Here is a 21455-nt window from a genome sequence, read left to right on the forward strand (position 1 = left end):
TCCCAGAGTCCCCGGGCTCTTCCGATGCGTCGATCATACTGGCGCATATGCGAGGCGTAAGTATCCTGTCGCATCGCATGAGCGGGGGAGAGTGGGTGTGGTGGTTCGTATGTGCGGAGTTCCACCTGTGCTCAGACGCGGTCGATGTGCACGTTCGTCGACTTCACGCGGGCCGTGGCCTCCATGCCGACCTCCAGGCCCAGTTCCTCGACGGCCTCGCGGGTGAGCAGGGAGACGAGTCGGTGCGGGCCGGCCTGGATCTCGACCTGGGCGGCGACGTCGCCGAGTTTGATCGCGGTGACGATGCCGGGGAAGGCGTTGCGGGCCGATGTGTAGGGGGTCTCCTCGTCGCCGGCTCCCGTCTTCGCGAGTTCGACCGAGAACGCGGCCAGGTCCCGTCCGTCGATGAGCCGTCGTCCGCTGTCGTCGCGATGGGTCGCCATCCGGCCCGCGTCCGCCCAGCGGCGTGCGGTGTCCGGGCTCACGCCGAGCAGCCGAGCCGCCTGGCCGATCGTGTAGGACTGCATGCCGGTCACGATAGGGCGGGAAGCGGGCGGTGGTGGACGTGGGGTCGGCCCGACTGCCTCAGGAAATCCCCGAAGCCTTGAGTACCGCCTGTGCGGTCTCGTCGTCGATGCGGCGCCGGAGCCGGCCGAGGACGTCGGAGTCCTTGGAGTTCCGGCACAGCGTGCCACATTCGAGGGAGCGCCGGACGCCGGTGTCGAGTTCGTGCCAGAGGAGGGGGTTGGCGATCAGGACGCGGGGGTCGAGTTCGAGGCGGTGACCGTGGGCGTCGCGCAGGATCAGGTGCGAGGAGACGTCGCCGTACTGCCGTACCGCCACCAGCGCGTCCGTATGGACCGTGTGGGTCGTCAGCGGGCCGCGGGCGGTGAGCCAGCCGGGGCCCGCTGTGATGCGCTGGGGGAGGAGGACCGCGAAGACCGTGGTGGCGAGGGTGAGCCACAGCAGGGTGCGGGGCGGGGTGAGGGTCTGCGCGTCCCAGTCGACCAGCAGGGCCATCGTGCCGAAGGCGAGAGCACACGATGCCGCGAACCGGACGCTGCCGCGCCAGTGGCGGTCGCCGGCCGGGCTCGGCGGTCCGCTCGGTCGCATGGGGCTGACGGTAGGGGCCCGGTCGTACGGCGGTGGTGTCGTTGACGGGGTTCTGGCGCCGTACGGCCGCATTTTGACGCGATCCCAGCGCACGGATCCCAGCACACGGATCCCAGCGCACGGCAGCGCGATCCTCGGATACGAGGCTCCCTCCCCGTGTCCGCCTCGCGAACCGGGCGTCCCCGCTCAGCCCGTGTGCACGCGCGGCCGGCGGGCGCGGTCCGGTTCTGCCTCGCGCAGGACCTCGCGGGTGACCGGGGCGACCTCGCCCTGGCCGAAGAGGAAGAAGCGGAGGAAGTTGGCGAAGGGGTTGCCCTCGGTCCATTCGAAGTAGATGTGCGGGATGCAGTTCGTGGTGTCGCGGACGTGGAGGAGCAGCGCGGCCAGGGCGTTGGAGACGGACGAGGACTCCAGGGACAGGACGCGATAGCGGTTGTGCATGACCTCGCCGCGCACCGTCAGGCCGGACTCGAATTCGGACGGGTCGGTGACCGTGACCTCGACGAAGACGAAGTCCTCCTGCTCGGGGACGTCGTTGTCCTGCCGGATCTGCTCGATCTTGTCCCGGTACTCGGCGACGTCGCGGGCGTCGGGCTCGTTGGCGATGAACCGGATCTTGCGGCTGGCGATGTCCCGGACGAATCGTTCCGCCATGTTATCCATCGTCACGCTGGTCACGCGGAGCTCGAAGGCGCGGGCCAGCCGGGAGGCCAGGGAGAGGACGATGATGCCCGCGATGAAGCAAGCACCGATCTTCACGCCGTCCGGGCGCTCGATGACATTCACGACGGTCGTGTAGAGGAACACCGCCGAGATCACCGCGAAGGCGATGGTCCAGTTCCGCTGTCCGGCCTTGCGGGCGGCGATCGTCACAGCGATCGCGGCGGAGCTGATCAGCACCAGCACACCGGTGGCGTAGGCGCCGCCCTGCGCGTCGACGTCGGCGTCGAAGATCCAGGTCACCAGGAAGCCGACCAGCGTGAAGACGATGACCATGGGGCGCACCGCGCGGGCCCAGTGCGGGGCCATGCCGTAGCGGGGCAGATAGCGGGGCATCAGGTTGAGCAGGCCGGCCATGGCGGAGGCGCCGGCGAACCAGAGGATGGCGATGGTCGAGACGTCGTAGACCGTGCCGAAGGCGCCGCCGAGGTAGTCGTGCGCGAGGAACGCGAGGGCGCGGCCGTTGGCCTGGCCGCCGTCCTCGAACTCCTTCTCGGGGATCAGCAGCGTGGTGATGAAGCTGGTGCAGATCAGGAAGCAGCTCATGATCAGGGCGGCCGCGGTGAGCAGCTTCTTGGTGCCCCGGATCCGGCCCTTCGGGTCCTCCTCGGTGTCCCCCGCATCACCCTTGACGTGCGGCATCACGGCGACGCCGGTCTCGAAGCCGGACAGGCCGAGAGCGAGCTTCGGGAAGACGATCAGGGCCATGCCGATCATGACGAAGACATTGCCGTGCTCGGTGGTCAGGGCGCTCGACCAGTCGGTGACGACGTGTCCTTCGGTGATGATGTGCCACAGGCCGACGATCACCACGACGACGTTCAGCGCCAGATAGAGCCCGACCAGGGCGACGGCGACGCCGATCGCCTCCAGGAAGCCCTTGAGGAACACCGCGCCGAGCAGGGCGACGAGTACGAGGGTGATGAGCATCTGCTGGTCGTGCAGGGCGCTGTGCAGATGGGGGTTCTCGACCAGGTGGGTGGAGGCGTCCGCGGCGGAGAGCGTGATGGTGATGAGGAAGTCGGTGGCGGCGAAGCCGAGCAGGGTCAGGACGAAGAGCTTGCCCTTCCAGAAGGTGAGCAGCCGCTCCAGCATCGCGATCGAGCCCTGTCCGTGCGGGCTCTCCTCCGCCACCCTGCGATAGACCGGCAGCGCGCCCGCCAGGGTGACGATCACGAGGATGATGGTCGCGATGGGGGAGAGCAGGCCGGCCGCGAGGGCCGCGATGCCCGGCTGGTAGCCGAGGGTCGAGAAGTAGTCGACACCCGTCAGGCACATCACTCGGAACCAGTGCTGGCCCTCTTCCGGCTTCGGCTCGGCGTGCGGAGTGTGCTGCGCGCCGGCCTTGCCCATGTCGGACAGGCCCTCCAGCATCCAGGCCCGCAGACGACTGGGCGACTGTTCCGTGGTGGCCATCTGCGTGCTCCTGATGTGGTGCTCAGCGTGCGATTCCGGCCATCACGCGGACGGCCGCACCAGCGTAAGCGGAGAGTGACGCCCGGGCCCACGGATGAGGGGGGCGGAGGCGTCAAGCTTGCGTTAAGACTGGCCGTGTCAGCGGGGCGGATACCCAGCGTCATGTACGTCCCATGGGCCGGCCGCGGTTCGACTGTGCTGAGACCCGCGCCATACGCGCCGTAAGAGTTCCGTCAAAGCGGCGCAGTGCCCCGTATGGGACCCGTCAACGGCGGCCGTATCCAGCCGGAAAAGCGGTTCTCTCTAACCGTCCCTGTCCCACCGAACCTCAACTCCAGGAGCTCACGATGGCCGATCTGGCCTTCGTCGTCATCACGATCGCGGTCTTCGCGCTGGTGGCTCTCGCCGCCAAGGGGGTGACGAAGCTGTGACCGCCGAGAACGTCGTTGGCCTGGTCGTGGCCGTCGCCCTGCTGGGCTATCTCGTCCTCGCCCTGATCTTTCCGGAGAGGTTCTGAGAACAGATATGGGTCCCGTACTCGCAGGCATCCTTCAGCTGCTTGCCTTGATAGCGGCGCTGGCGCTCGCCTACATCCCCCTCGGCAACTACATGGCCAAGGTCTACTCCTCCGACCGGCACTGGCGGGTCGAGAAGTGGATCTACAAGGGGATCGGAGCCAACCCCGACACCGAGATGCGCTGGCCCGCGTATCTGCGCGGGGTGCTGGCCTTCTCCGTGATCGGCGTCCTCTTCCTGTACGCCCTCCAGCGGCTCCAGGGTGTCCTGCCCGGCTCGCTCGGGTTCGCCTCGATCGATCCGGACCAGGCGTTCAACACCGCCGTGTCCTTCGTGACCAACACCAACTGGCAGTCGTACTACGGCGAGCAGGCCATGGGCCATGTCGTGCAGACCGCCGGTCTGGCCGTGCAGAACTTCGTGTCGGCCGCGGTCGGTATCGCCGTCGCGGTGGCCCTCGTACGCGGGTTCGCGCGCTCCCGTACCGGTGAACTCGGCAACTTCTGGGCCGACTTGGTGCGTGGTGTCGTACGCATCCTGCTGCCGTTGGCGGCCGTCGCCGCGGTCGTGCTGGTCGCGTGCGGTGTGATCCAGAACTTCTCCGGGATCCATGAGGTCGGACAGTTCATGGGCGGCCAGCAGCAGTGGAACGGCGGCGCGGTCGCCTCGCAGGAGGCCATCAAGGAGATCGGCACCAACGGTGGCGGCTACTTCAACGCCAACAGTGCCCACCCGTTCGAGAACCCCACCCCCTTCTCGAACCTCTTCGAGATCTTCCTGCTCCTGGTCATCCCGTTCTCCCTGACCCGGAGCTTCGGCGTCATGGTCGGCTCGGTCAGGCAGGGTTACGCGATCCTCGCCACGATGGCGACCATCTGGGTCGGTTTCGTCGCCCTGATGATGTGGACCGAGTTCGCCCACCACGGCACGGCGTTCGAGCTCGCCCACGGCGCGATGGAGGGCAAGGAGAGCCGCTTCGGCGTCGGCGCCTCGTCGATCTTCGCCGTGTCGACCACGCTCACCTCGACCGGCGCGGTGGACTCCTTCCACTCCTCGTTCACCGGTCTCGGCGGCGGCATCACCATGCTCGGCATGATGCTGGGCGAGATCGCGCCCGGCGGTACCGGCTCCGGCCTCTACGGCATGCTGATCATGGCGGTCATCGCGGTGTTCATCGCCGGTCTGATGGTCGGCCGTACGCCCGAGTACCTGGGCAAGAAGATCGGTACGCGCGAGATCAAGCTGGCTGCCTGCTACATCCTCATCACCCCGGCGCTGGTGCTCGTCTTCACCGCCTTCGCGATGGCGCTGCCGACCCCGGCGAACTCCATGACCAACAGCGGGGCGCACGGATTCTCCGAGATCCTGTACGCCTACACGTCCGCCTCGAACAACAACGGCTCGGCGTTCGCCGGTCTGAACGCGGACACGCAGTGGTTCAACAGCACGCTCGGTCTGGCGATGCTGCTCGGCCGCTTCCTGCCGATGGTGTTCGTGCTGGCGCTGGCCGGCTCGCTCGCCGAGCAGCAGCCGGTGCCGGTCACCGCGGGAACGCTGCGCACCGAGAAGCCGCTGTTCACCGGCCTGTTGGTGGGCGCGATCCTGATCATCACCGGTCTCACCTACTTCCCCGCCCTCGCGCTGGGCCCGCTGGCCGAAGGGTTGGCGGCATGACCACCGACGTAACGAATCACGAGGACTCCATGTCCACTCCCACCTTCGCGCCCCACCAGGACGCGCCGACCGGGCACAAGGCTCCCGAGGGCCGCGTCGGCGCGGGCCTGTTCGACGTCGGCCAGCTGCTGAAGTCGCTGCCGGACGCCTTCCGCAAGCTCGACCCGCGGGTGATGGTCAAGTCCCCCGTGATGTTCGTGGTGTTGGTCGGGTCCGTCCTGACGACGGTCTTCTCCTTCACGGACCCGGGCGACTGGTTCGGCTGGGCGATCAGTGCCTGGCTGTGGCTGACGGTGATCTTCGCGAACCTCGCGGAGGCCGTCGCCGAGGGCCGCGGCAAGGCGCAGGCGGACACCCTGCGCAAGGCCAAGACCGACACGGTGGCCCGCAGGGTCGACGGCACCGTGGTCGCCGGCACCGAACTGCGGATCGGCGACCTGGTCGTCTGCGAGGCGGGCGACATCATCCCCGGCGACGGTGACGTGGTCGAGGGCGTGGCCAGCGTCGACGAGTCGGCGATCACCGGCGAGTCGGCTCCGGTCATCCGTGAGTCCGGGGGCGACCGGAGCGCCGTCACCGGCGGTACGAAGGTGCTCTCCGACCGCATCGTCATCAAGATCACGACGAAGCCGGGCGAGACCTTCATCGACCGGATGATCAACCTGGTCGAGGGCGCCGCCCGGCAGAAGACGCCGAACGAGATCGCGCTGAACATCCTGCTCGCGTCTTTGACGATCGTCTTCCTGCTCGCGGTGGCCACGCTGCCGCCGTTCGCCGACTACGCGGGCACGCATCTGACGCTGGTCGTCCTGGTGGCCCTGCTGGTCTGCCTGATCCCGACGACGATCGGCGCCCTGCTCTCCGCGATCGGCATCGCGGGCATGGACCGGCTGGTGCAGCGCAACGTACTCGCCATGTCCGGCAGGGCAGTCGAGGCCGCCGGTGACGTCTCGACGCTGCTGCTCGACAAGACCGGCACCATCACACTCGGCAACCGTCAGGCCGCCGAGTTCGTGCCGGTGCGCGGCACCACCGAGGCCGAGGTCGCCGACGCCGCCCAGCTCTCCTCGCTGGCCGACAAGACGCCCGAGGGCCGCTCCATCGTCGTACTGGCGAAGGAGAAGTACGGGCTGCGGGAGCGGCACCAGGGCGAGCTGGCGCAGGCCGAGTGGATCGCCTTCACCGCCCAGACCCGGATGTCGGGGGTGGACGTCGACGGACGCAAGGTCCGCAAGGGCGCGGCCGGTTCGGTCATCACCTGGGTCAAGGAGCGGGGCGGCCGGGTCGCGGACGACGCGGACACGCTCGCCGACAAGATCTCCGAGGCCGGCGGTACGCCGCTGCTGGTCGCTGTCGAGGACTCGGAGGGCGCCCGCATCCTGGGCGTCATCCACCTCAAGGACGTCGTCAAGGACGGCATGCGGGAGCGGTTCGACGAATTGCGCCGCATGGGCATCAAGACCGTCATGATCACGGGCGACAACCCGCTGACCGCCAAGGCGATCGCCGAGGAGGCGGGCGTCGACGACTTCCTCGCGGAGGCCACTCCCGAGGACAAGATGGCGCTGATCAAGCGGGAGCAGGCGGGCGGCAAGCTCGTCGCGATGACGGGTGACGGTACGAACGACGCGCCCGCGCTCGCGCAGGCCGACGTCGGTGTGGCGATGAACACCGGTACGTCGGCCGCCAAGGAGGCCGGCAACATGGTCGACCTCGACTCCAACCCGACCAAACTCATCGAGATCGTCGAGATCGGCAAGCAACTCCTCATCACCCGGGGCGCGTTGACCACGTTCTCCATCGCCAACGACGTCGCGAAGTACTTCGCGATCATCCCGGCGCTGTTCGCGGCGGTCTACCCGGGCCTGGACAAGCTCAACATCATGAACCTGTCCTCGCCGGACTCCGCGATCCTGTCCGCGGTCGTCTTCAACGCGCTGATCATCATCGCGCTGGTCCCGCTCGCCCTGCGCGGTGTGCGGTACCGGCCGATGAGCGCGGACCGCATGCTGCGGCGGAACCTCGGGATCTACGGCCTCGGCGGCCTGATCGCCCCCTTCATCGGGATCAAGATCATCGACATGCTCATCTCCCTCATCCCCGGAATCGGTTGATCGCCATGAACAACTCGGTCATGAACACAGCCCGGTTGCTCGGGGCGGGTCTGCGCGCGCTGCTGGTGCTGACCGTGCTCACCGGCATCATCTATCCGCTCGCGGTCACCGGTGTGGTCCAGGCGCTGTTCAACGACAAGGCGAACGGCTCGGAGATCACGGCGGACGGCAAGGTCGTCGGCTCGTCCCTGATCGGCCAACAGGGCTACAGCCTGGACTACTTCCAGCCGCGCCCCGCCAATGGACTGGGCGAGAACTCGGTCAACACCCAGTACAAGCTGATCCTTTCGGGCGCGACCAACCGGTCCGGCGACAACCCCGAACTCATCAAGTGGGTCAAGGAAGCCCAGGCCAAGGTCGTCAAGGACAACTCGACGGCCGACTACAAGGTGAAGCCGTCCGACGTACCCGCCGACGCGGTCACGTCCTCCGCCTCCGGCCTGGACCCGGACATCTCGCCCGCCTACGCCGACCTCCAGGTACACCGGGTCGCCGAACGCAACGGCCTGTCCGCCGGGCAGGTCCAGAAGCTCGTCGACCAGCACACCGAGGGCCGCACCCTCGGCTTCATGGGTGAGCCCCGGGTGAACGTCCTCGAACTCAACATCGCTCTCAAGGGACTGACCAAGGGCAACTGATGACCCGAGTGCTGGTCGTGGAAGACGACCCACAGCTCGTACGAGCGCTCGTGATCAACATGCAGGCACGCCGGTACGGAGTGGACGCGGCGCCCGACGGCGCCACGGCCCTCCGGCTGGACCCGCGTGCCGATCCTGGTGCTGTCGGCCCGCCAGGGGTCCGACGGGAAGGTCGCCGCGCTCGACGCGGGCGTCGACGACTACATCACCAAGCCCTTCAGCATGGACGAGCTGCTCGCCCGGCTGCGGGCCGCCGTGCGCCGCACCGAGGAGGCACCGCTCGCCCCCGAGGCGACACGGGTCACGACGGACGAGTTCACCATCGACCTGCTCGCCGAGAAGGCCGTGCGCGGCGGACGTGACGTGCGCCTGACGCCGACCGAATGGCATCTGCTGGAGAGGGGTGTCCCAGCGCAACAAGACCAACTATCTGCGCGTCTACATGGCCCAGCTGCGCCGCAAGTTGGAGGCGGACCCCGCGCACCCTCGCTACCTCATCACCGAACCGGGCATGGGGTACCGCTTCGAAGGATGACTTGTAGTCCGCTCCGGAATGTTCGTCGGCGAAGGCGAATGTTTCGTTCATCCTCGCAGTACTGACGCCCTGCGGACGTACGAGAGCGGAAGAGTGTTGGGCGAGCTGGACGGCCGCCGCACTGCACGCTCCCGCCTCTGACCGCAGATTCGCTGCGTACAAGGGGTTGCCACGCTTTGGCTGCTGTCTCTAGGGTGCGGCAGCAGCGAAGCTTTCTGGAATTGTTCCGAAAGTTTCGGTCCAGTGGACAGGCGTGGACGCGCCGTCCCGTACCCAAGGAGCGCATGATGGGCGACCGGGCACTGTCCCGCCGCGGCTTCCTGGCGGCCTCCGCCGCGGCCGGTCTGGGCATGACGGCATTGAGCGGCTGTGGCGGCGACTCGGACGGAGGATCCTCGGGGACGACCACGGTCGAGTGGTGGAACATCTCCACCACTCAGCCGGCGAAGGATGTCTGGGCCGGCCTCGCGAAGAAGTTCGAGGCCCAGAACCCCAAGGTCAAGATAAAGATCGTCCAGTTGGAGAACGACGCCTACAAATCGAAGATGACGGCGCTGACCGCCTCCGGGAAGCTGCCGGACATCTTCCACACGTGGGGCGGCGGCGTCCTGAAGCAACAGGTCGACGCCGGGCTCGTCGAGGACCTAACGGACCGTACGAAGCCGTGGTCCGACGGTCTGCTGGCGGCCGCGAAGAAGCCGTATCTGCTCGACGACCGGCTGTACGGCGTCCCGTTCGACATCGGCATGATCGGTTTCTGGTACAACAAGGCGCTGTTCAAGCAGGCCGGAATCGCCACGCCGCCCACCACCTGGAGCGGCTTCCTCGACGCGGTCGGCAAGCTGAAGTCCGCCGGCATCACCCCCCTCGCCCTCGCGGGCAAGGAGACGTGGACCGGTATGTACTACTGGGCGTACCTGGCGATGCGCACCGCGGGCGCCGGCGCGCTGGAGAAGGCCAACGACGACAAGGACTTCACCGGGACCGAGTTCGTCCAGGCCGGACAGCACCTCAAGGAACTCGTCGATCTCCAGCCGTTCCAGAGGGGGTTCCTCGGCGCCGCCTACTCCAGCCCCACCGGCCAGGCCGCCGCTGTCGGCAACGGCAAGGCGGCGATGGAACTCATGGGCCAGTGGGCGCCGGTGGTCCAGGCGGACGCGGGCAAGGGCCTCGGCGACGACCTCGGATTCTTCCCGTTCCCGGAGGTCGAGGGCGGCAAGGGCGCCATCACCGAGGTGTTCGGCGGGGGCGGCGGACACGCCCTGCGGCAGGGCGCTCCGCAGGCGGCCGTCGACTTCCTGGAGTTCTTCGCCTCCGAGGCGACGGACCTGGAACTGGTCAAGAAGACCGGCGCCATTCCGGTGGTGCCCGCCGCCGAGAAGGCCCTCACCGACCCCAACCTCAAGGCCGTACAGGCGCAGTTGAAGGGCTCCACCGGCTTCCAGCTCTACCTGGACCAGGCGTACGCACCCGCGCTCGGCCAGGAGGTCAACGACAGTGTGGGCGCGCTGATCGCCGGTTCCAAGTCGCCCGAGCAGGTCACCGAGTCGATCACACAGACCGCGAAGGAAGAGCAGTAGGCCCCGATGACCTCCACGTTCCTTCCGGACAAGCGGACCGGCGCCGACGCCGAGACTCCGCCCCCGGCAGTCAGGGCAGGCCGGGGGCGGGCCCGGCGGCGGACGCTGAACTGGCTCACCGCGGTCGGCTTCCAACTGCCCGCGCTGGTGCTGTTCCTGGTGCTGGTCCTGCTGCCGATCCTGTTCGCCCTGTACGCCGCCTTCTTCCGGTGGGGCGGCTTCGGCATGCCCTCCGACTACGTCGGCGTCGACAACTTCACCCGGCTCTTCGACGACCCGGTCTTCCTGGGCGACCTGTGGCGCTGTCTCGTCCTGGTCCTGCTGTCGCTCGCCGTGCAACTGCCGTTCGCGCTCGCCATGGCCGTCCTGCTGAACCAGCGGATCCGCGGCCGGGCCGTGTACCGGATGCTGTTCTTCGCGCCGTACGTCCTGTCCGAGGCCATCACCGGCATCCTGTTCGCGATGATCTTCGCCCCGGACGACGGCCTCGCCGACCAGGTCCTGGGCAGCGTGGGCCTGGACGGGCTCGGCGGGACCTGGTTCGCGGACCCCTCCACCGTCATGGCGACCCTGTTCCTCGTCATGACCTGGAAGTACTTCGGCTTCCACATGATGCTCTACCTGGCCGGACTCCAGTCCATCCCGGCCGAGTTGACGGAGGCGGCGCTCATCGACGGCGCGAGCCCCTGGCAGCGCTTCCGCAATGTCACCCTGCCGCTGCTCGCGCCCACCCTGCGCATCAGCGTCTTCCTGTCCGTCATCGGCGCCATCCAGCTCTTCGACCTGGTGTGGGTGACCACCGCGGGCGGCCCCGACCACCACTCCGAGACCATGGCCGTGACCATGTTCCAGTACGGCTTCAAGCGCTATCAGGTCGGCTATGCCAGCGCGATCAGCGTGGTCATGTTCGGCATCAGTCTCGTCTTCGCCCTCGCCTACCAGCGGTTCGTGCTCCGCCGCGACCTCGAAGGGGCGACCACGACCATGCGGGGAGGCCAGAAGTGAAGGCACCGGCGCGGCAACTCCCGTTCCACTTCATCCTCGTCCTCGTCGGCGCGATCATGGGCATACCGCTGCTCTACGCGGTCATCTCCGGCTTCAAGTCCACCGACGAGCTCTCCCGGAACCCGATCGGGCTGCCCGAGTCGTGGGTGACCTCCAACTACACCGACATCCTCGGCTCCGGTTCCTTCTGGCGGCTGGTCGGCAGCAGCACGTTCATCGCCATCGGTACGACCGTCCTGGTCGTCGCGGTGTCCGCGCTCGCCGCCTTCTCCTTCGCCCGGTTCTCCTTCCGCGGCCGGGAGTTCCTGTTCACCCTGTTCACGATGGGGCTGATGTTCCCCTTCGCGGTGGCGGCACTGCCGCTGTTCCTGCTGCTGCGCTCCCTGGGGCTGCTGGACAACCCACTGGGCGTGATCCTGCCGCAGGCCGCGTTCGGGCTGCCGATGACCATCATCATCCTGCGCGGCTTCTTCCGGGAGATCCCCGGCGAGCTGGAGGAGGCGGCCACGCTCGACGGGTGCACCCCGCTCGGGTTCTTCTGGCGGGTCCTGCTGCCGATGGCACGGCCCGCACTCGGCACCGTCTCCGTGCTCGCCGTCGTCACCAGCTGGAACAACTTCTTCCTTCCGCTGCTGGTGTTCACCGACTCCACGTGGTGGACCATCCCGATCGGCGTCCAGCAGTTCCAAGGCCAGTACTCGGCCGAGTACGCCAGGGTCTTCGCCTACCTCGTCCTGGCCATGGTCCCCGCACTCGCCTTCTACTCGGTCGCCGAGCGTCAGCTCGTCGGCGGCCTCACCGCCGGCGCCACCAAGGGATGACCCGCGCCGGCGGACGTACACCACATCGACCGTGAGGAGTCGCACCATGCGCACCACCCGCACACGGCTCAGACTCACCGGCGCATTCGTCGCCCTGCTCCTGGCCGCCGGCGTCCCGGCGGCCCAGGCCGGTGAGGACCGGCCGGCCCCCGACCAGCCGACCCTCGCCGAACTCGCCCAGCGCCACGGCCGCTACTTCGGCAGCGCCACCGACAACCCCGAGCTCACCGACGAGCCCTACAAGGCGATCCTCGGCACCGAGTTCGACATGATCACCCCCGGCAACGGCATGAAGTGGTACGCCACCGAACCCCAGCAGGGCGTCTTCGACTTCTCCCAGGGCGACGAGATCGTGAACCTCGCCCGCGCCAACCACCAGCGCGTACGCGGCCACACCCTGGTCTGGCACAGCCAGCTCCCGGACTGGCTCACCTCGCGCGAGTGGACGGCCCCCGAGCTGAGAGCCGTACTGAAGAAGCACATCCAGACGGAAGTACGCCACTACCGCGGCAAGGTCTACGCCTGGGACGTCGTCAACGAGGCCTTCAACGAGGACGGCACCTACCGGGAGACGATCTTCTACAAGACCCTCGGCCCGGGCTACATCGCCGACGCCCTGCGCTGGGCCCACCAGGCCGACCCGAAGGTGAAGCTCTACCTCAACGACTACAACGTCGAGGGGATCGGCCCGAAGAGCGACGCCTACTACCGGCTGGTCAAGGAGCTGAAGGCGCAGCGCGTCCCGCTCCACGGCTTCGGTCTGCAGGCCCATCTCGCCCTCCAGTACGGCTATCCGAGCACCCTGGAGGACAACCTCCGCCGCTTCTCCCGGCTGGGTCTGGACACCGCGCTCACCGAGGTGGATGTGCGGATGTACGTGCCCGCCGACGAGGCCAAGCTGGCCACGCAGGCGGAGTGGTACCGGGACATGACCGAGGCGTGCCTCGCCGTGCGGCGGTGCGTGGGGATCACGCTGTGGGACTACACCGACAAATACTCCTGGATCCCGGCGTTCTTCGAGGGTGAGGGCGCGGCGCTGCCGTGGGACGAGGAACTCCGGCCCAAGCCCGCGTACTTCGCGATCAGGGAGGCGCTCAGCTAGCGGGGGCCGTGCTCGACCGCACCACCAGCTCTGTGCCCAGCTCCACCCGCGGCGAGTCCGGCTGCTCGCCGCGGGCCAGGCGCAGCACCGTACGGACGGCGAGCTTGCCCATGTCGGCGAGCGGCTGGCGGACGGTGGTGAGCGGCGGGGCCGACCAGCGGACTTCCGGAAGGCCGTCGAATCCGACCACGCTCATGTCCTCCGGCACCCTGAGGCCCCGCCGGCGCAGCGCCTCGATCGCGCCGAGCGCCATCTGGTCGCTGGCCGCGAAGACGGCGGTGGGCGGGTCGGGCAGGTCCAGGAGGGCGTTGCAGCCGGTGAATCCGGACTCGGGGTGGAAGTCGCCGGGCACGACGAGGGTGTCGTCGAGCGTGAGACCGGCGCTCTCCAGCGCCGTGCGGTAGCCGTCGAGCCGGGCGCGGGAGCACAGCAGCCGGGGCGGCCCGGCGATCAAGCCGATCCTGCGGTGGCCGAGGGCCAGCAGATGCTCGGTGGCCGCCATGCCGCCGGACCAGTTGGCGGCGCCGATGGTGGGGGCGTCCAGGGCGGGCGAGCCGGCCGGGTCGACGATCACGAGCGGGACGCCGAGGATGCGCAGTTCCTCGTACAGCAGCGGCTCCAGGGCCGAGGTGACCAGGATGACGCCGTCGGAGGCGCGGGCCCGCAGATTGCGCATCCACTCGCGGGCGCCGCCCGAGCGTCCGTGGATCGTCGACACCACGGTGCCGACGCCGGCCGTGTGGGCCGCCTCCTCCACGCCCTGGATGATCTCCACGGCCCAGGGGCTGTCGAGGCTGTTGAAGACCAGGTCGAGCAGGGCGGCACGGGTGGCGGAGGTCGTGGGGCGCCTGCGGTAGCCGTGCCGGCGCAGCAGGTCCTCCACGCGGGCGCGGGTGTGGGGCGACACGTCCGAGCGGCCGTTGACGACCCGGGACACGGTCGGCACCGAGACCCCGGCCTGCCGGGCGATCTCCGTGATCGTGACCCTGCCCCCGTCCTGTGGCGCCTGCTCGGCATCGACCTCGCGTGCTGCCAATTCCCCACCTCCGTCGACCGGTCGCGCATCCGCCACTGCCTACCGGACACACGCCTCGAAACTTCCAGGAGTCTTCCGGAAAGCGGGCGGTGTTGGGAAGGGAAGGGTGCGGTGGACCGGATCACGCACGGGGGACTACGGGGAGTGACGGGCGCCCGACATGCGTCGGGGCCGGTTCGCAGGATGTGTCTGCGTCCGGCCCCTCATGTCTCCGGGCGGGAGGTCGGTCCGCCCGGTGCCGCTCAGGCTGCGGTCATCACCACTGCACGGTGCGGGGCGATGATCTGGCCGTCGGGCAGAAGCTCACCGGTGTCCTCGAACAGCAGAACGCCGTTGCACAGCAGGCTCCATCCCTGCTCCGGGTGGTGCGCCACGAGTCGGGCGGACTCCCGGTCGGCTGATTCGGCTGTCGGACAGGGTGGCTGGTGCTGGCACATGGGTGGGTTCTTTCGCTCTGTCGTGTGGAGTGAGTGGGTTGTCGGGTCTGTCCTGTGGCGTGAAGCCTCGTTCATGGCCGCCCCCGTTTGTTTAAGTCGGTCGGAACCCAGTGTTGCCCCACGGGCGTCATTCCGCAGGGATTTAGCGGCACCACTTCTCACAGGTTCAGGACGCATCACCCGCGTGAAGGGTTCATTCCAACTGCACGGCCACTTCGGGTGGTTCGGGATGGTCGGATGGGGCTAGTCAGGACGGGGAGGCGACCCTATTCGGCTCGTTAGAGCGCCTTAATGCTCGTGCGAGCGTGATAGGGCTTGATGAGGGTTCCAGGCGCCTACAAGGGTTTCTGCAGCATTCTTCAGCGCGTACGAGCGTACGGGTTCCGGCAAACAGCGTCGTACCCCGCTACCCGGAATTCCGGTGGCGGGGTACGAGGGTGTTTCGCGGGGCCGGTCGGTCAGGCGGGCTGGCCGAGCAGCGGGGTGGGCGTCACCCGGTGGGTGAGCATCGGGAGGAGCTCGGCGACGCGGTGCGGCCGGTGGGCCGCGATGCCGGGCGGAGCCGGCGCCAGCGGGACGAGCAGGTCGGTGGCGGCGGGGTGGCCGGTGGTGCCGTCCGAGGAGCAGTCGCCGTGCAGCCACAGCGTGAGCATGTACAGGCCGGGCAGCGACAGCAGGCGCGGCTGGTACGCCCCGCTCACCGACTCGGCCTGGCGCAGCGCGCGCTCGGTGGAGGCGACGTACGGGCCCTCGAAGAAGTGCGAGAAGGCCCAGCCGTCCGGGGTCAGCATGGTCTCGGCCGCGGCCACCGCGCGGTCGCCGCAGCGGATCAGGAAACGCCACCCGGCCAGCCGGGTCGCGGACACGCCCTCGGAGGTGATGCGGTCGAGTACGTGCACGGGCAGTGGGAGTTCGGGAGTGGCGGTGCCCTGCGCGGTGCGCAGGGCGGGAGTCCGGGCCTCGCGGACCGCGGTGGGGGAACCGAGGGCGGTGAGGACGGAGCGAAGGGCGGGCGCTGGAGCCGGGGGGACATGCAGCGGCATGGTGGGTCGCCTCTCATTCGACAGGCACAGTGGCGCGAGGGCGTGGCGGGGGCGGACGACGCTGTCAGCTCACGGGGTCAGAGAGGCGGGGGCCGGGGTCTGGGGATGCGTGGGTGTGAGTGAAGCCCGCCGCACATCACCTGACGGCAGGAACCCGGACCGGGGCGCCAACCCTCTGCCTTGCTCGCGGAGTTTATACGACACGTGTTCACATTGTGTTTCGTCTAGCTGTTTCCGGGGACTTCGGCAAGGGGTCATTCGGTCGGCGGCCAGCGGGAATCATCCCTGTTCCGAACCCGTCGCCCCGCGATGACCTCGGGAAATGCAGATGACTCGGTCGGCCAATACTCGTCGGTGTTTTTCACGAGTTGGCAAGGTGCCGGAAACTGCACTATGTGCCATGCCTGGTGAATGTGCCGCCGGTCACGTCCGTCAGAGTAGCGCGCGCCCGCTCTGCCCGCGACGTTATCGATCGCTTCGGCTGGGCATCATCCCACCTGACCCGGGACACCGGCGGCCGGACCTGATCGGCCCGCCCATGCGAGGAGGGACGCTCCGATGGGGGAGAAGGTCGTGGCAGGCGGGTTCGACCTGTCCGATCGGCAGCGGTACCGCGGCAAGCTCCGGGAGTGCCTGACGGGCCTGGAGCGGCTTCTGGCGGAGCAGCGGTTCGATCGCCCGAAGAACCTCATGGGGCTGGAGATCGAATTGAATCTCACCGGTGCGGACGGCATGCCGAAAATGCTGAATGCGCAAGTACTGGAGAGGATCGCAAGCCGAGATTTCCAAACAGAACTCGCCATGTTCAATCTGGAAGTCAACATAGCCCCACATCGCTTGAGCGGGCGGGTATTCGACCGGCTCGCCGAGGAACTGCGCACCTCGCTGGCATATGCCGACCGGAAAGCGCGCGAGGTCGATGCGGGCATCGTGATGATCGGTATTCTGCCGACGCTCGACCGCGACGACCTGGTCTCCACGAACCTCTCCGACGTCGACCGCTACACCCTGCTCAACGACCAGATCGTGGCCGCCCGCGGCGAGGACTTCGTGCTCGACATAGCGGGCGTGGAGCATCTGAGCTGCACCTCCAGGTCCATCGCGCCGGAAGCCGCCTGCACCTCCGTCCAGTTGCACCTCCAGGTCACGCCGGGCCGCTTCGCCGACGTATGGAACGCCGCGCAGGCCGTCGCCGCCGCGCAGATCGCCGTGGGCGCCAACTCTCCCTTCCTGTTCGGCCGCGAGCTGTGGTGCGAGTCCCGGCCGCCGCTGTTCCAGCAGTCCACCGACACCCGCCCGCCCGAACTCCAGGCCCAGGGCGTCCGGCCGCGCACCTGGTTCGGCGAACGGTGGATCTCCTCGGCGTACGACCTCTTCGAGGAGAACCTGCGCTACTTCCCGGCCCTGCTGCCCATCTGCGACGACGAGGACCCCCTCGCCGTCCTCGACGCGGGCGGCACCCCGAAACTCGCCGAACTCGTCCTGCACAACGGCACCGTGTACCGCTGGAACCGGCCCGTCTACGGCATCGCCGACGACGTCCCGCACCTGCGCGTCGAGAACCGCGTCCTGCCCGCCGGGCCGACCGTCACGGACGTCCTCGCCAACGCCGCCTTCTTCTACGGCGTCGTCCGCGCCCTCGCCGAGGAGTCCCGGCCGGTCTGGTCCCGGCTGCCGTTCGAGGCGGCCGCCGCCAACTTCGACAGCGCGTGCCGGCACGGCATCGACGCCCGCCTGATCTGGCCCCGGCGCGGGCGCTACGGCGGCACCACCGAGGTCGACGCGGTGAGTCTCGTACGCGACGAACTGCTGCCGCTCGCCGAGGCGGGGCTGGACGCGTGGGGCGTCGATCCGGCCGACCGGGATCTGTATCTCGGCGTGATCGAGGAGCGCTGCCGGCGCCGGGTCAACGGGGCGGCATGGCAGTCGGCGACCTTCCACCGGGCCCTGGAGTCGGGGCTGTCCCGGGAGGCCGCGCTGGCGGCCACCACCAAGTGCTACCGCCGGCTGATGCACCACGGGGAGCCGGTGCACACCTGGCCGGTGGGGCTGCCGGAGGCGGTGCCGCTGGGGTAGGGGCCGACGGTCACCCCTGGTTCCCCCGCGCCCCCGCCGCGACGATCGCCTGCAGGATCACCGAGTGGATCTGCGACGGGTCACTGACCTCGTGTCCTGAGCCGCCGGTCGCCTTGGCGATCTGCTCGGCCTCTTCGCGGTCGGCGTCCGGGCCGACGGCGATCATGATGAGCGGCACCGGGCGCTCGGGGTTGGTGAGCTGCTCCAGCCGCTCGACGAGGTCGGAGCGGGAGATGCTGCCGGGGTCCTGGTTCACTCCGTCGGTGAGGATGACCAGCGCGTTGAACTTTCCCTTGTCGTACGAGGACATGGCCGCCTGATACGCGGCGAGCGTCGTGTCGTACAGCCCGGTCGCCCCGTTGGGCACCGGCGCCAGCGCGCTGAACGCCGCCGACAGCAGATCCCGCTGTGTGCCCTCGCCGGCCCGGTCGCCGAGCCGCTCGGTCGGCACGCGGACGCGGTAGTCCTTGTCGCCGTCCAGCTTGGTGGAGAAGTCCCACAGCCCGATCTCGTCCTCGGGCGTGAACGTGGCGAGGGCCTGCAACAGCGAGGCCTTGGTGACGTCCATACGGGTCTGTCCGGTGTCGCCGACCGGTTCGGACATGGACGCGGAGGCGTCCACGACCGTGGTGATCCGGGCGCTCTGCACCGTGATCGTCCAGGTGCCGAGCGCTTCCTGGAGCGCGATCTCGTCGGCGGGCCGCGCGGCGGGTTGCGCGTACGGCTGCGGGCTGGTGCCCCCTGCCTTGGTCACCAGCGCCTGAGACACCTCGTCGGCGGAGGTCCGGAAGCCGTACTTCTCCAGCAGCCGGCGCTGCTCGGGCTGCCGCAGATAGCTCGTGAACCGGATCGCGGCCCTCTTCTCGTCCGTCGACAGCCGGGTCTGGTCGACCAGGGTGTAGGGGTAGTCGAGCCGGGGCGAGCCGTCCTTCGGATAGAACATGTCCAGGCTGCCCGCGCCGCCGGCCGAGGAGTTGTACGCGAACGCCGCCTGCTCGCTGAGGATCAGCGCCTGGTTGCGCCGGGGGTTGCCCTGCTCGGTGCCCGAGGAGTCGCGCGGCAGGGTGTCCAGGACCTGGGTGTCGCTGTCGGAGGTGCGCTGCGCCAGCGTCTTCATCACGGCCGCGGCCTGTGTGTCCCCGCCCTTGATCTTCGCGGCGGCCGCGCCCACCTGCGTGAGCGCCAGCAGCCCGGTCGCACTGCGCGCCGGGTCGGCCGCGCCGAGCCGGAGGGCGTCGTCCTGGAGGCTGGCCCCGGCCAGCTCCATCCAGCTGTACGTCCGCTTCGGCCACCCCAGCGACTTCGCGGCCGCCGGCACCATCGCCACCCCGACCGGGGTGGACGCCACCGTGCCCGCCAGAGTCACCTGCGTCGCACCGCTGTCCGCCGAGACCCGCTGCACCCACACGTCCGAGTCCGGCACCCACACCTGGATGTCGGCCTTCTCGCCCGTCGCGAGCGCGTCGGCGACCTTGTACGGGTCGCGTGCGCTCACCGAGACCGCGACGCACCGCCCGTCGGAGGTGAGGTCGTCCTCGCGTGCCTGCTTCGCCGCCTGGCGCAGCGCGGGGGCCATGTCCGGGGAGGCGGCGAGCTTCAGCCGGACCGGGTCGTCCTGGCAGGAGGAGCCGAAGGAGAGCAGCCCGCTCTGGACGGCGACCGCGGTGCCCCCGGCGATGGTGAGAACCAGTGCCGTGGCGACGGCCACCGTGCGGCGGCGGGCGCGCGGACGGGGGTCGCTGCCGCCCGCCACATACTGATCGGGCAAGCTGTGACGTCCCATGACGGTGGTGCCCCCCCATCGGCCTGTCGCGCACGATCTTCGTAACTTCTTTCGAGACCCTAGCGGCGCGGCGATGGGGATGAGGCGGGATTACTCAACTGGAGGCAGGTGTGCACTCGGAGGCGGGCTCGGTGGCCGAATCTTTTCCTCAGGAGCGGCCCTCACAGCGAATTCTCCGTTCCGAGACGCTGCTCGTTCTGGGGCTTTCGCTCGGTGCGAGCGGTGTGTCCGCCCTGATCAGTTTTGTCGGATCGGTCACCAAACCGGGCGGTCTCAAGGACCAGGCGGCCACCCTCAACGCGTCGGCCGCGCCGGGCCGTCCCTGGCTGGATCTCGCCTGGCAGCTCTTCGGGATCACCACGGCACTCGTGCCCGTCCTGCTCGTCGCGCACTTCCTGCTGCGCGAGGGCGAGAGCCTGCGCACCCTCGGCTTCGACCGGACCAGACCCTGGCCGGACCTCGGCCGCGGTGCGGCGATCGCGGCGGTGATCGGCAGCACCGGAATCGCCTTCTACCTGGCCGCCCGCGGACTCGGCTTCAACCTCACGGTGGTGCCCGAGGCGCTGCCCGACGTGTGGTGGAAGTACCCGGTCCTGATCATGTCCGCGATGCAGAACGCGATCCTCGAAGAGGTCATCGTCGTCGGCTATCTGCTGCGCCGGCTCGGACAGTTGGGCTGGTCCCCGGGCACCGCGCTGATGGCCAGTTCCGTACTGCGCGGCTCCTACCACCTCTACCAGGGCATCGGCGGCTTCCTCGGCAACCTGGCGATGGGCGTGGTGTTCGTCTATCTCTACCGACGCTGGGGCCGGGTCGGTCCCCTGGTCGTGGCTCATTCGCTGCTCGACATAGGGGCGTTCGTCGGCTACGCGCTGCTGGCCGGGAAGGTGGGCTGGCTGCCGACGGCTTGAGTGCTTTCGTTACGCGAGCAGCTCCCCGTCGATGACCGTGACCGCGCGTCCGGTCAGCAGCGTGCGGTCGCCGCGCAGCTCGGTGCGGACGCGCCCGGAGCGGGGTGAGGCCTGGAGGCCGGTAAGGCCGGGGCGCCCGAGGCGCTCGGACCAGTAGGGGGCGAGGGCCGTGTGGGCGCTGCCGGTGACCGCGTCCTCGTCGATGCCGACGTTCGGGAAGAAGCAGCGGGAGACGTAGTCGTAGCCCCGCGTGGGGTCCTCGGCGCGGGCGGTGGCGATGATGCCGCGGGTGGAGTAGGCGGCGAGTGCCTTGTGGTCCGGTGCCAGGGCGTGGACGGTCTTCTCGTCGGCGAGTTCGAGGAGCAGGTCGCCGACGTTCGGGCCGGTGTCGAAGGCGGTGCGTGGCTCGGCGCCGAGCGCGTCGGTGACCCCGTCCGGCACGTCGACCGGGGTGAGCGGTGCGGTCGGGAAGTCCAGGGTGATCGAGCCGTCCTCGCCCGGCGCCGCGACCAGTACGCCGCTGCGGGTGGCGAAGCGCACCGGGCCCTGATGCGCGCCGGTGGTGTGCAGGACGTGGGCCGCGGCGAGCGTGGCGTGGCCGCACATGGCGACCTCGGTGACGGGCGTGAACCAGCGCAGCGCCCAGTCGGCCTCGCCGCCCTCGGGCAGTCGGTGGGCGAAGGCCGTCTCGGCGTGGTTGACCTCCCTGGCCACGTTCTGGAGCCAGGTCTCGTCCGGGAAGGCGTCGAGGAGCAGGACGCCGGCCGGGTTGCCGGCGAAGGGGCGGTCGGTGAAGGCGTCGACGATTCGAATCCGCATGCCGCAGACGCTAGGCGCGGGGCGAAGCGGCAGGCCAAGGCCAATTCCGGGGTGCTGGACCGATTTTGGTCCGGGCCGTGTTCAGGGCTGTCTTGGGGTCGTCTTCCTGGTGGGTG

General features: G+C 69.0%; 18 protein-coding genes and 1 pseudogene. 11 read left to right on the forward strand and 8 right to left on the reverse strand.

The window, feature by feature from the left end:
- Nucleotides 1-131: 131 nt before the first annotated feature.
- The 3 genes from KCH48_RS05385 to KCH48_RS05395 all read right to left on the reverse strand — a co-directional run bounded on the left by KCH48_RS05385 (nucleotide 132) and on the right by KCH48_RS05395 (nucleotide 3249).
- Nucleotides 132-527 (reverse strand): molybdopterin-binding protein, encoded by a 396-nt coding sequence (locus tag KCH48_RS05385; protein ID WP_210570968.1) that lies wholly within the window; start codon nucleotides 525-527, stop codon nucleotides 132-134.
- 58 nt (nucleotides 528-585) lie between these two features.
- Nucleotides 586-1113, reverse strand: coding sequence for a hypothetical protein (locus tag KCH48_RS05390; RefSeq protein ID WP_210570969.1), 528 nt, complete (start codon nucleotides 1111-1113; stop codon nucleotides 586-588).
- A 186-nt stretch (nucleotides 1114-1299) separates the two neighbouring features.
- A complete protein-coding gene (locus tag KCH48_RS05395) occupies nucleotides 1300-3249 on the reverse strand; it encodes an APC family permease (protein ID WP_210570970.1) in 1950 nt (649 codons plus the stop codon).
- 427 nt (nucleotides 3250-3676) lie between these two features.
- Here KCH48_RS05395 and kdpF point away from each other — a divergent pair, with 427 nt between their 5' ends.
- From kdpF to KCH48_RS05440, 9 genes and pseudogenes are all read left to right on the forward strand, one after another.
- A complete protein-coding gene (kdpF, locus tag KCH48_RS05400) occupies nucleotides 3677-3766 on the forward strand; it encodes a K(+)-transporting ATPase subunit F (protein ID WP_009326374.1) in 90 nt (29 codons plus the stop codon).
- 8 nt (nucleotides 3767-3774) lie between these two features.
- Complete coding sequence (kdpA, locus tag KCH48_RS05405; RefSeq protein WP_210570971.1) at nucleotides 3775-5439, forward strand: potassium-transporting ATPase subunit KdpA; 1665 nt, start codon at nucleotides 3775-3777, stop codon at nucleotides 5437-5439.
- Nucleotides 5436-7553, forward strand: coding sequence for a potassium-transporting ATPase subunit KdpB (gene kdpB / locus KCH48_RS05410; RefSeq protein WP_210570972.1), 2118 nt, complete (start codon nucleotides 5436-5438; stop codon nucleotides 7551-7553). The genes kdpA and kdpB overlap by 4 nt, the downstream gene beginning before the upstream one ends.
- Before the next feature lie 5 nt (nucleotides 7554-7558).
- On the forward strand, nucleotides 7559-8191 hold the full coding sequence (locus KCH48_RS05415; RefSeq protein ID WP_210570973.1) for a potassium-transporting ATPase subunit C: 633 nt from the start codon (nucleotides 7559-7561) through the stop codon (nucleotides 8189-8191).
- Nucleotides 8191-8726, forward strand: a pseudogene (locus KCH48_RS05420) (response regulator). The gene KCH48_RS05415 and the pseudogene KCH48_RS05420 overlap by 1 nt, the downstream one beginning before the upstream one ends.
- A gap of 287 nt (nucleotides 8727-9013) precedes the next feature.
- On the forward strand, nucleotides 9014-10306 hold the full coding sequence (locus KCH48_RS05425) for an extracellular solute-binding protein (RefSeq protein ID WP_210571472.1): 1293 nt from the start codon (nucleotides 9014-9016) through the stop codon (nucleotides 10304-10306).
- Nucleotides 10307-10312: 6 nt separating this feature from the next.
- Nucleotides 10313-11311, forward strand: coding sequence for a carbohydrate ABC transporter permease (locus tag KCH48_RS05430; protein ID WP_210570974.1), 999 nt, complete (start codon nucleotides 10313-10315; stop codon nucleotides 11309-11311).
- 56 nt (nucleotides 11312-11367) lie between these two features.
- Nucleotides 11368-12132 (forward strand): carbohydrate ABC transporter permease, encoded by a 765-nt coding sequence (locus KCH48_RS05435; protein ID WP_246884931.1) that lies wholly within the window; start codon nucleotides 11368-11370, stop codon nucleotides 12130-12132.
- Nucleotides 12133-12178: 46 nt separating this feature from the next.
- On the forward strand, nucleotides 12179-13234 hold the full coding sequence (locus tag KCH48_RS05440) for an endo-1,4-beta-xylanase (protein WP_210570976.1): 1056 nt from the start codon (nucleotides 12179-12181) through the stop codon (nucleotides 13232-13234).
- On the opposite strand, the gene KCH48_RS05445 is transcribed toward KCH48_RS05440, so the two are convergent.
- From KCH48_RS05445 to KCH48_RS05455, 3 genes are all read right to left on the reverse strand, one after another.
- Nucleotides 13227-14270 carry a LacI family DNA-binding transcriptional regulator gene (locus tag KCH48_RS05445; protein WP_210570977.1) on the reverse strand — a complete coding sequence of 348 codons (1044 nt, stop codon included), beginning with the start codon at nucleotides 14268-14270 and terminating at the stop codon, nucleotides 13227-13229. The genes KCH48_RS05440 and KCH48_RS05445 overlap by 8 nt on opposite strands.
- Before the next feature lie 242 nt (nucleotides 14271-14512).
- The gene (locus KCH48_RS05450) at nucleotides 14513-14707 is read right to left on the reverse strand and encodes a DUF5999 family protein (protein ID WP_210570978.1); all 195 of its coding nucleotides are present in this window, start codon (nucleotides 14705-14707) and stop codon (nucleotides 14513-14515) included.
- A 458-nt stretch (nucleotides 14708-15165) separates the two neighbouring features.
- Nucleotides 15166-15750 (reverse strand): hypothetical protein, encoded by a 585-nt coding sequence (locus KCH48_RS05455; RefSeq protein WP_210570979.1) that lies wholly within the window; start codon nucleotides 15748-15750, stop codon nucleotides 15166-15168.
- Nucleotides 15751-16308: 558 nt separating this feature from the next.
- Here KCH48_RS05455 and KCH48_RS05460 point away from each other — a divergent pair.
- Nucleotides 16309-17826 (forward strand): glutamate-cysteine ligase family protein, encoded by a 1518-nt coding sequence (locus KCH48_RS05460; protein ID WP_210570980.1) that lies wholly within the window; start codon nucleotides 16309-16311, stop codon nucleotides 17824-17826.
- 10 nt (nucleotides 17827-17836) lie between these two features.
- Here KCH48_RS05460 and KCH48_RS05465 read toward each other — a convergent pair whose 3' ends face one another.
- Nucleotides 17837-19609 carry a substrate-binding and VWA domain-containing protein gene (locus KCH48_RS05465; protein ID WP_210570981.1) on the reverse strand — a complete coding sequence of 591 codons (1773 nt, stop codon included), beginning with the start codon at nucleotides 19607-19609 and terminating at the stop codon, nucleotides 17837-17839.
- Nucleotides 19610-19719: 110 nt separating this feature from the next.
- On the opposite strand from KCH48_RS05465, the gene KCH48_RS05470 reads away from it, so the two are divergent.
- Complete coding sequence (locus KCH48_RS05470; protein ID WP_210570982.1) at nucleotides 19720-20520, forward strand: CPBP family intramembrane glutamic endopeptidase; 801 nt, start codon at nucleotides 19720-19722, stop codon at nucleotides 20518-20520.
- A gap of 9 nt (nucleotides 20521-20529) precedes the next feature.
- On the opposite strand, the gene KCH48_RS05475 is transcribed toward KCH48_RS05470, so the two are convergent.
- Nucleotides 20530-21339, reverse strand: coding sequence for a PhzF family phenazine biosynthesis protein (locus tag KCH48_RS05475; RefSeq protein ID WP_210570983.1), 810 nt, complete (start codon nucleotides 21337-21339; stop codon nucleotides 20530-20532).
- Nucleotides 21340-21455 lie beyond the last annotated feature (116 nt).

The organism is Streptomyces sp. GESEQ-4 (genome assembly GCF_017948455.1).
Classification (GTDB): domain Bacteria; phylum Actinomycetota; class Actinomycetes; order Streptomycetales; family Streptomycetaceae; genus Streptomyces.

What these genes read in the sequence shown, in the direction of transcription:
- KCH48_RS05385 (WP_210570968.1), bottom strand. Translation starts at nt 527, where the DNA reads ATGCAGTCCTACACGATCGGCCAGGCGGCTCGGCTGCTCGGCGTGAGC.
- KCH48_RS05390 (WP_210570969.1), bottom strand. Translation starts at nt 1,113, where the DNA reads ATGCGACCGAGCGGACCGCCGAGCCCGGCCGGCGACCGCCACTGGCGC.
- KCH48_RS05395 (WP_210570970.1), bottom strand. Translation starts at nt 3,249, where the DNA reads ATGGCCACCACGGAACAGTCGCCCAGTCGTCTGCGGGCCTGGATGCTG.
- kdpA (WP_210570971.1), top strand. Translation starts at nt 3,775, where the DNA reads ATGGGTCCCGTACTCGCAGGCATCCTTCAGCTGCTTGCCTTGATAGCG.
- kdpB (WP_210570972.1), top strand. Translation starts at nt 5,436, where the DNA reads ATGACCACCGACGTAACGAATCACGAGGACTCCATGTCCACTCCCACC.
- KCH48_RS05415 (WP_210570973.1), top strand. Translation starts at nt 7,559, where the DNA reads ATGAACAACTCGGTCATGAACACAGCCCGGTTGCTCGGGGCGGGTCTG.
- KCH48_RS05425 (WP_210571472.1), top strand. Translation starts at nt 9,014, where the DNA reads ATGGGCGACCGGGCACTGTCCCGCCGCGGCTTCCTGGCGGCCTCCGCC.
- KCH48_RS05430 (WP_210570974.1), top strand. Translation starts at nt 10,313, where the DNA reads ATGACCTCCACGTTCCTTCCGGACAAGCGGACCGGCGCCGACGCCGAG.
- KCH48_RS05435 (WP_246884931.1), top strand. Translation starts at nt 11,368, where the DNA reads ATGGGCATACCGCTGCTCTACGCGGTCATCTCCGGCTTCAAGTCCACC.
- KCH48_RS05440 (WP_210570976.1), top strand. Translation starts at nt 12,179, where the DNA reads ATGCGCACCACCCGCACACGGCTCAGACTCACCGGCGCATTCGTCGCC.
- KCH48_RS05450 (WP_210570978.1), bottom strand. Translation starts at nt 14,707, where the DNA reads ATGTGCCAGCACCAGCCACCCTGTCCGACAGCCGAATCAGCCGACCGG.
- KCH48_RS05455 (WP_210570979.1), bottom strand. Translation starts at nt 15,750, where the DNA reads ATGCCGCTGCATGTCCCCCCGGCTCCAGCGCCCGCCCTTCGCTCCGTC.
- KCH48_RS05460 (WP_210570980.1), top strand. Translation starts at nt 16,309, where the DNA reads ATGGGGGAGAAGGTCGTGGCAGGCGGGTTCGACCTGTCCGATCGGCAG.
- KCH48_RS05465 (WP_210570981.1), bottom strand. Translation starts at nt 19,609, where the DNA reads ATGGGACGTCACAGCTTGCCCGATCAGTATGTGGCGGGCGGCAGCGAC.
- KCH48_RS05475 (WP_210570983.1), bottom strand. Translation starts at nt 21,339, where the DNA reads ATGCGGATTCGAATCGTCGACGCCTTCACCGACCGCCCCTTCGCCGGC.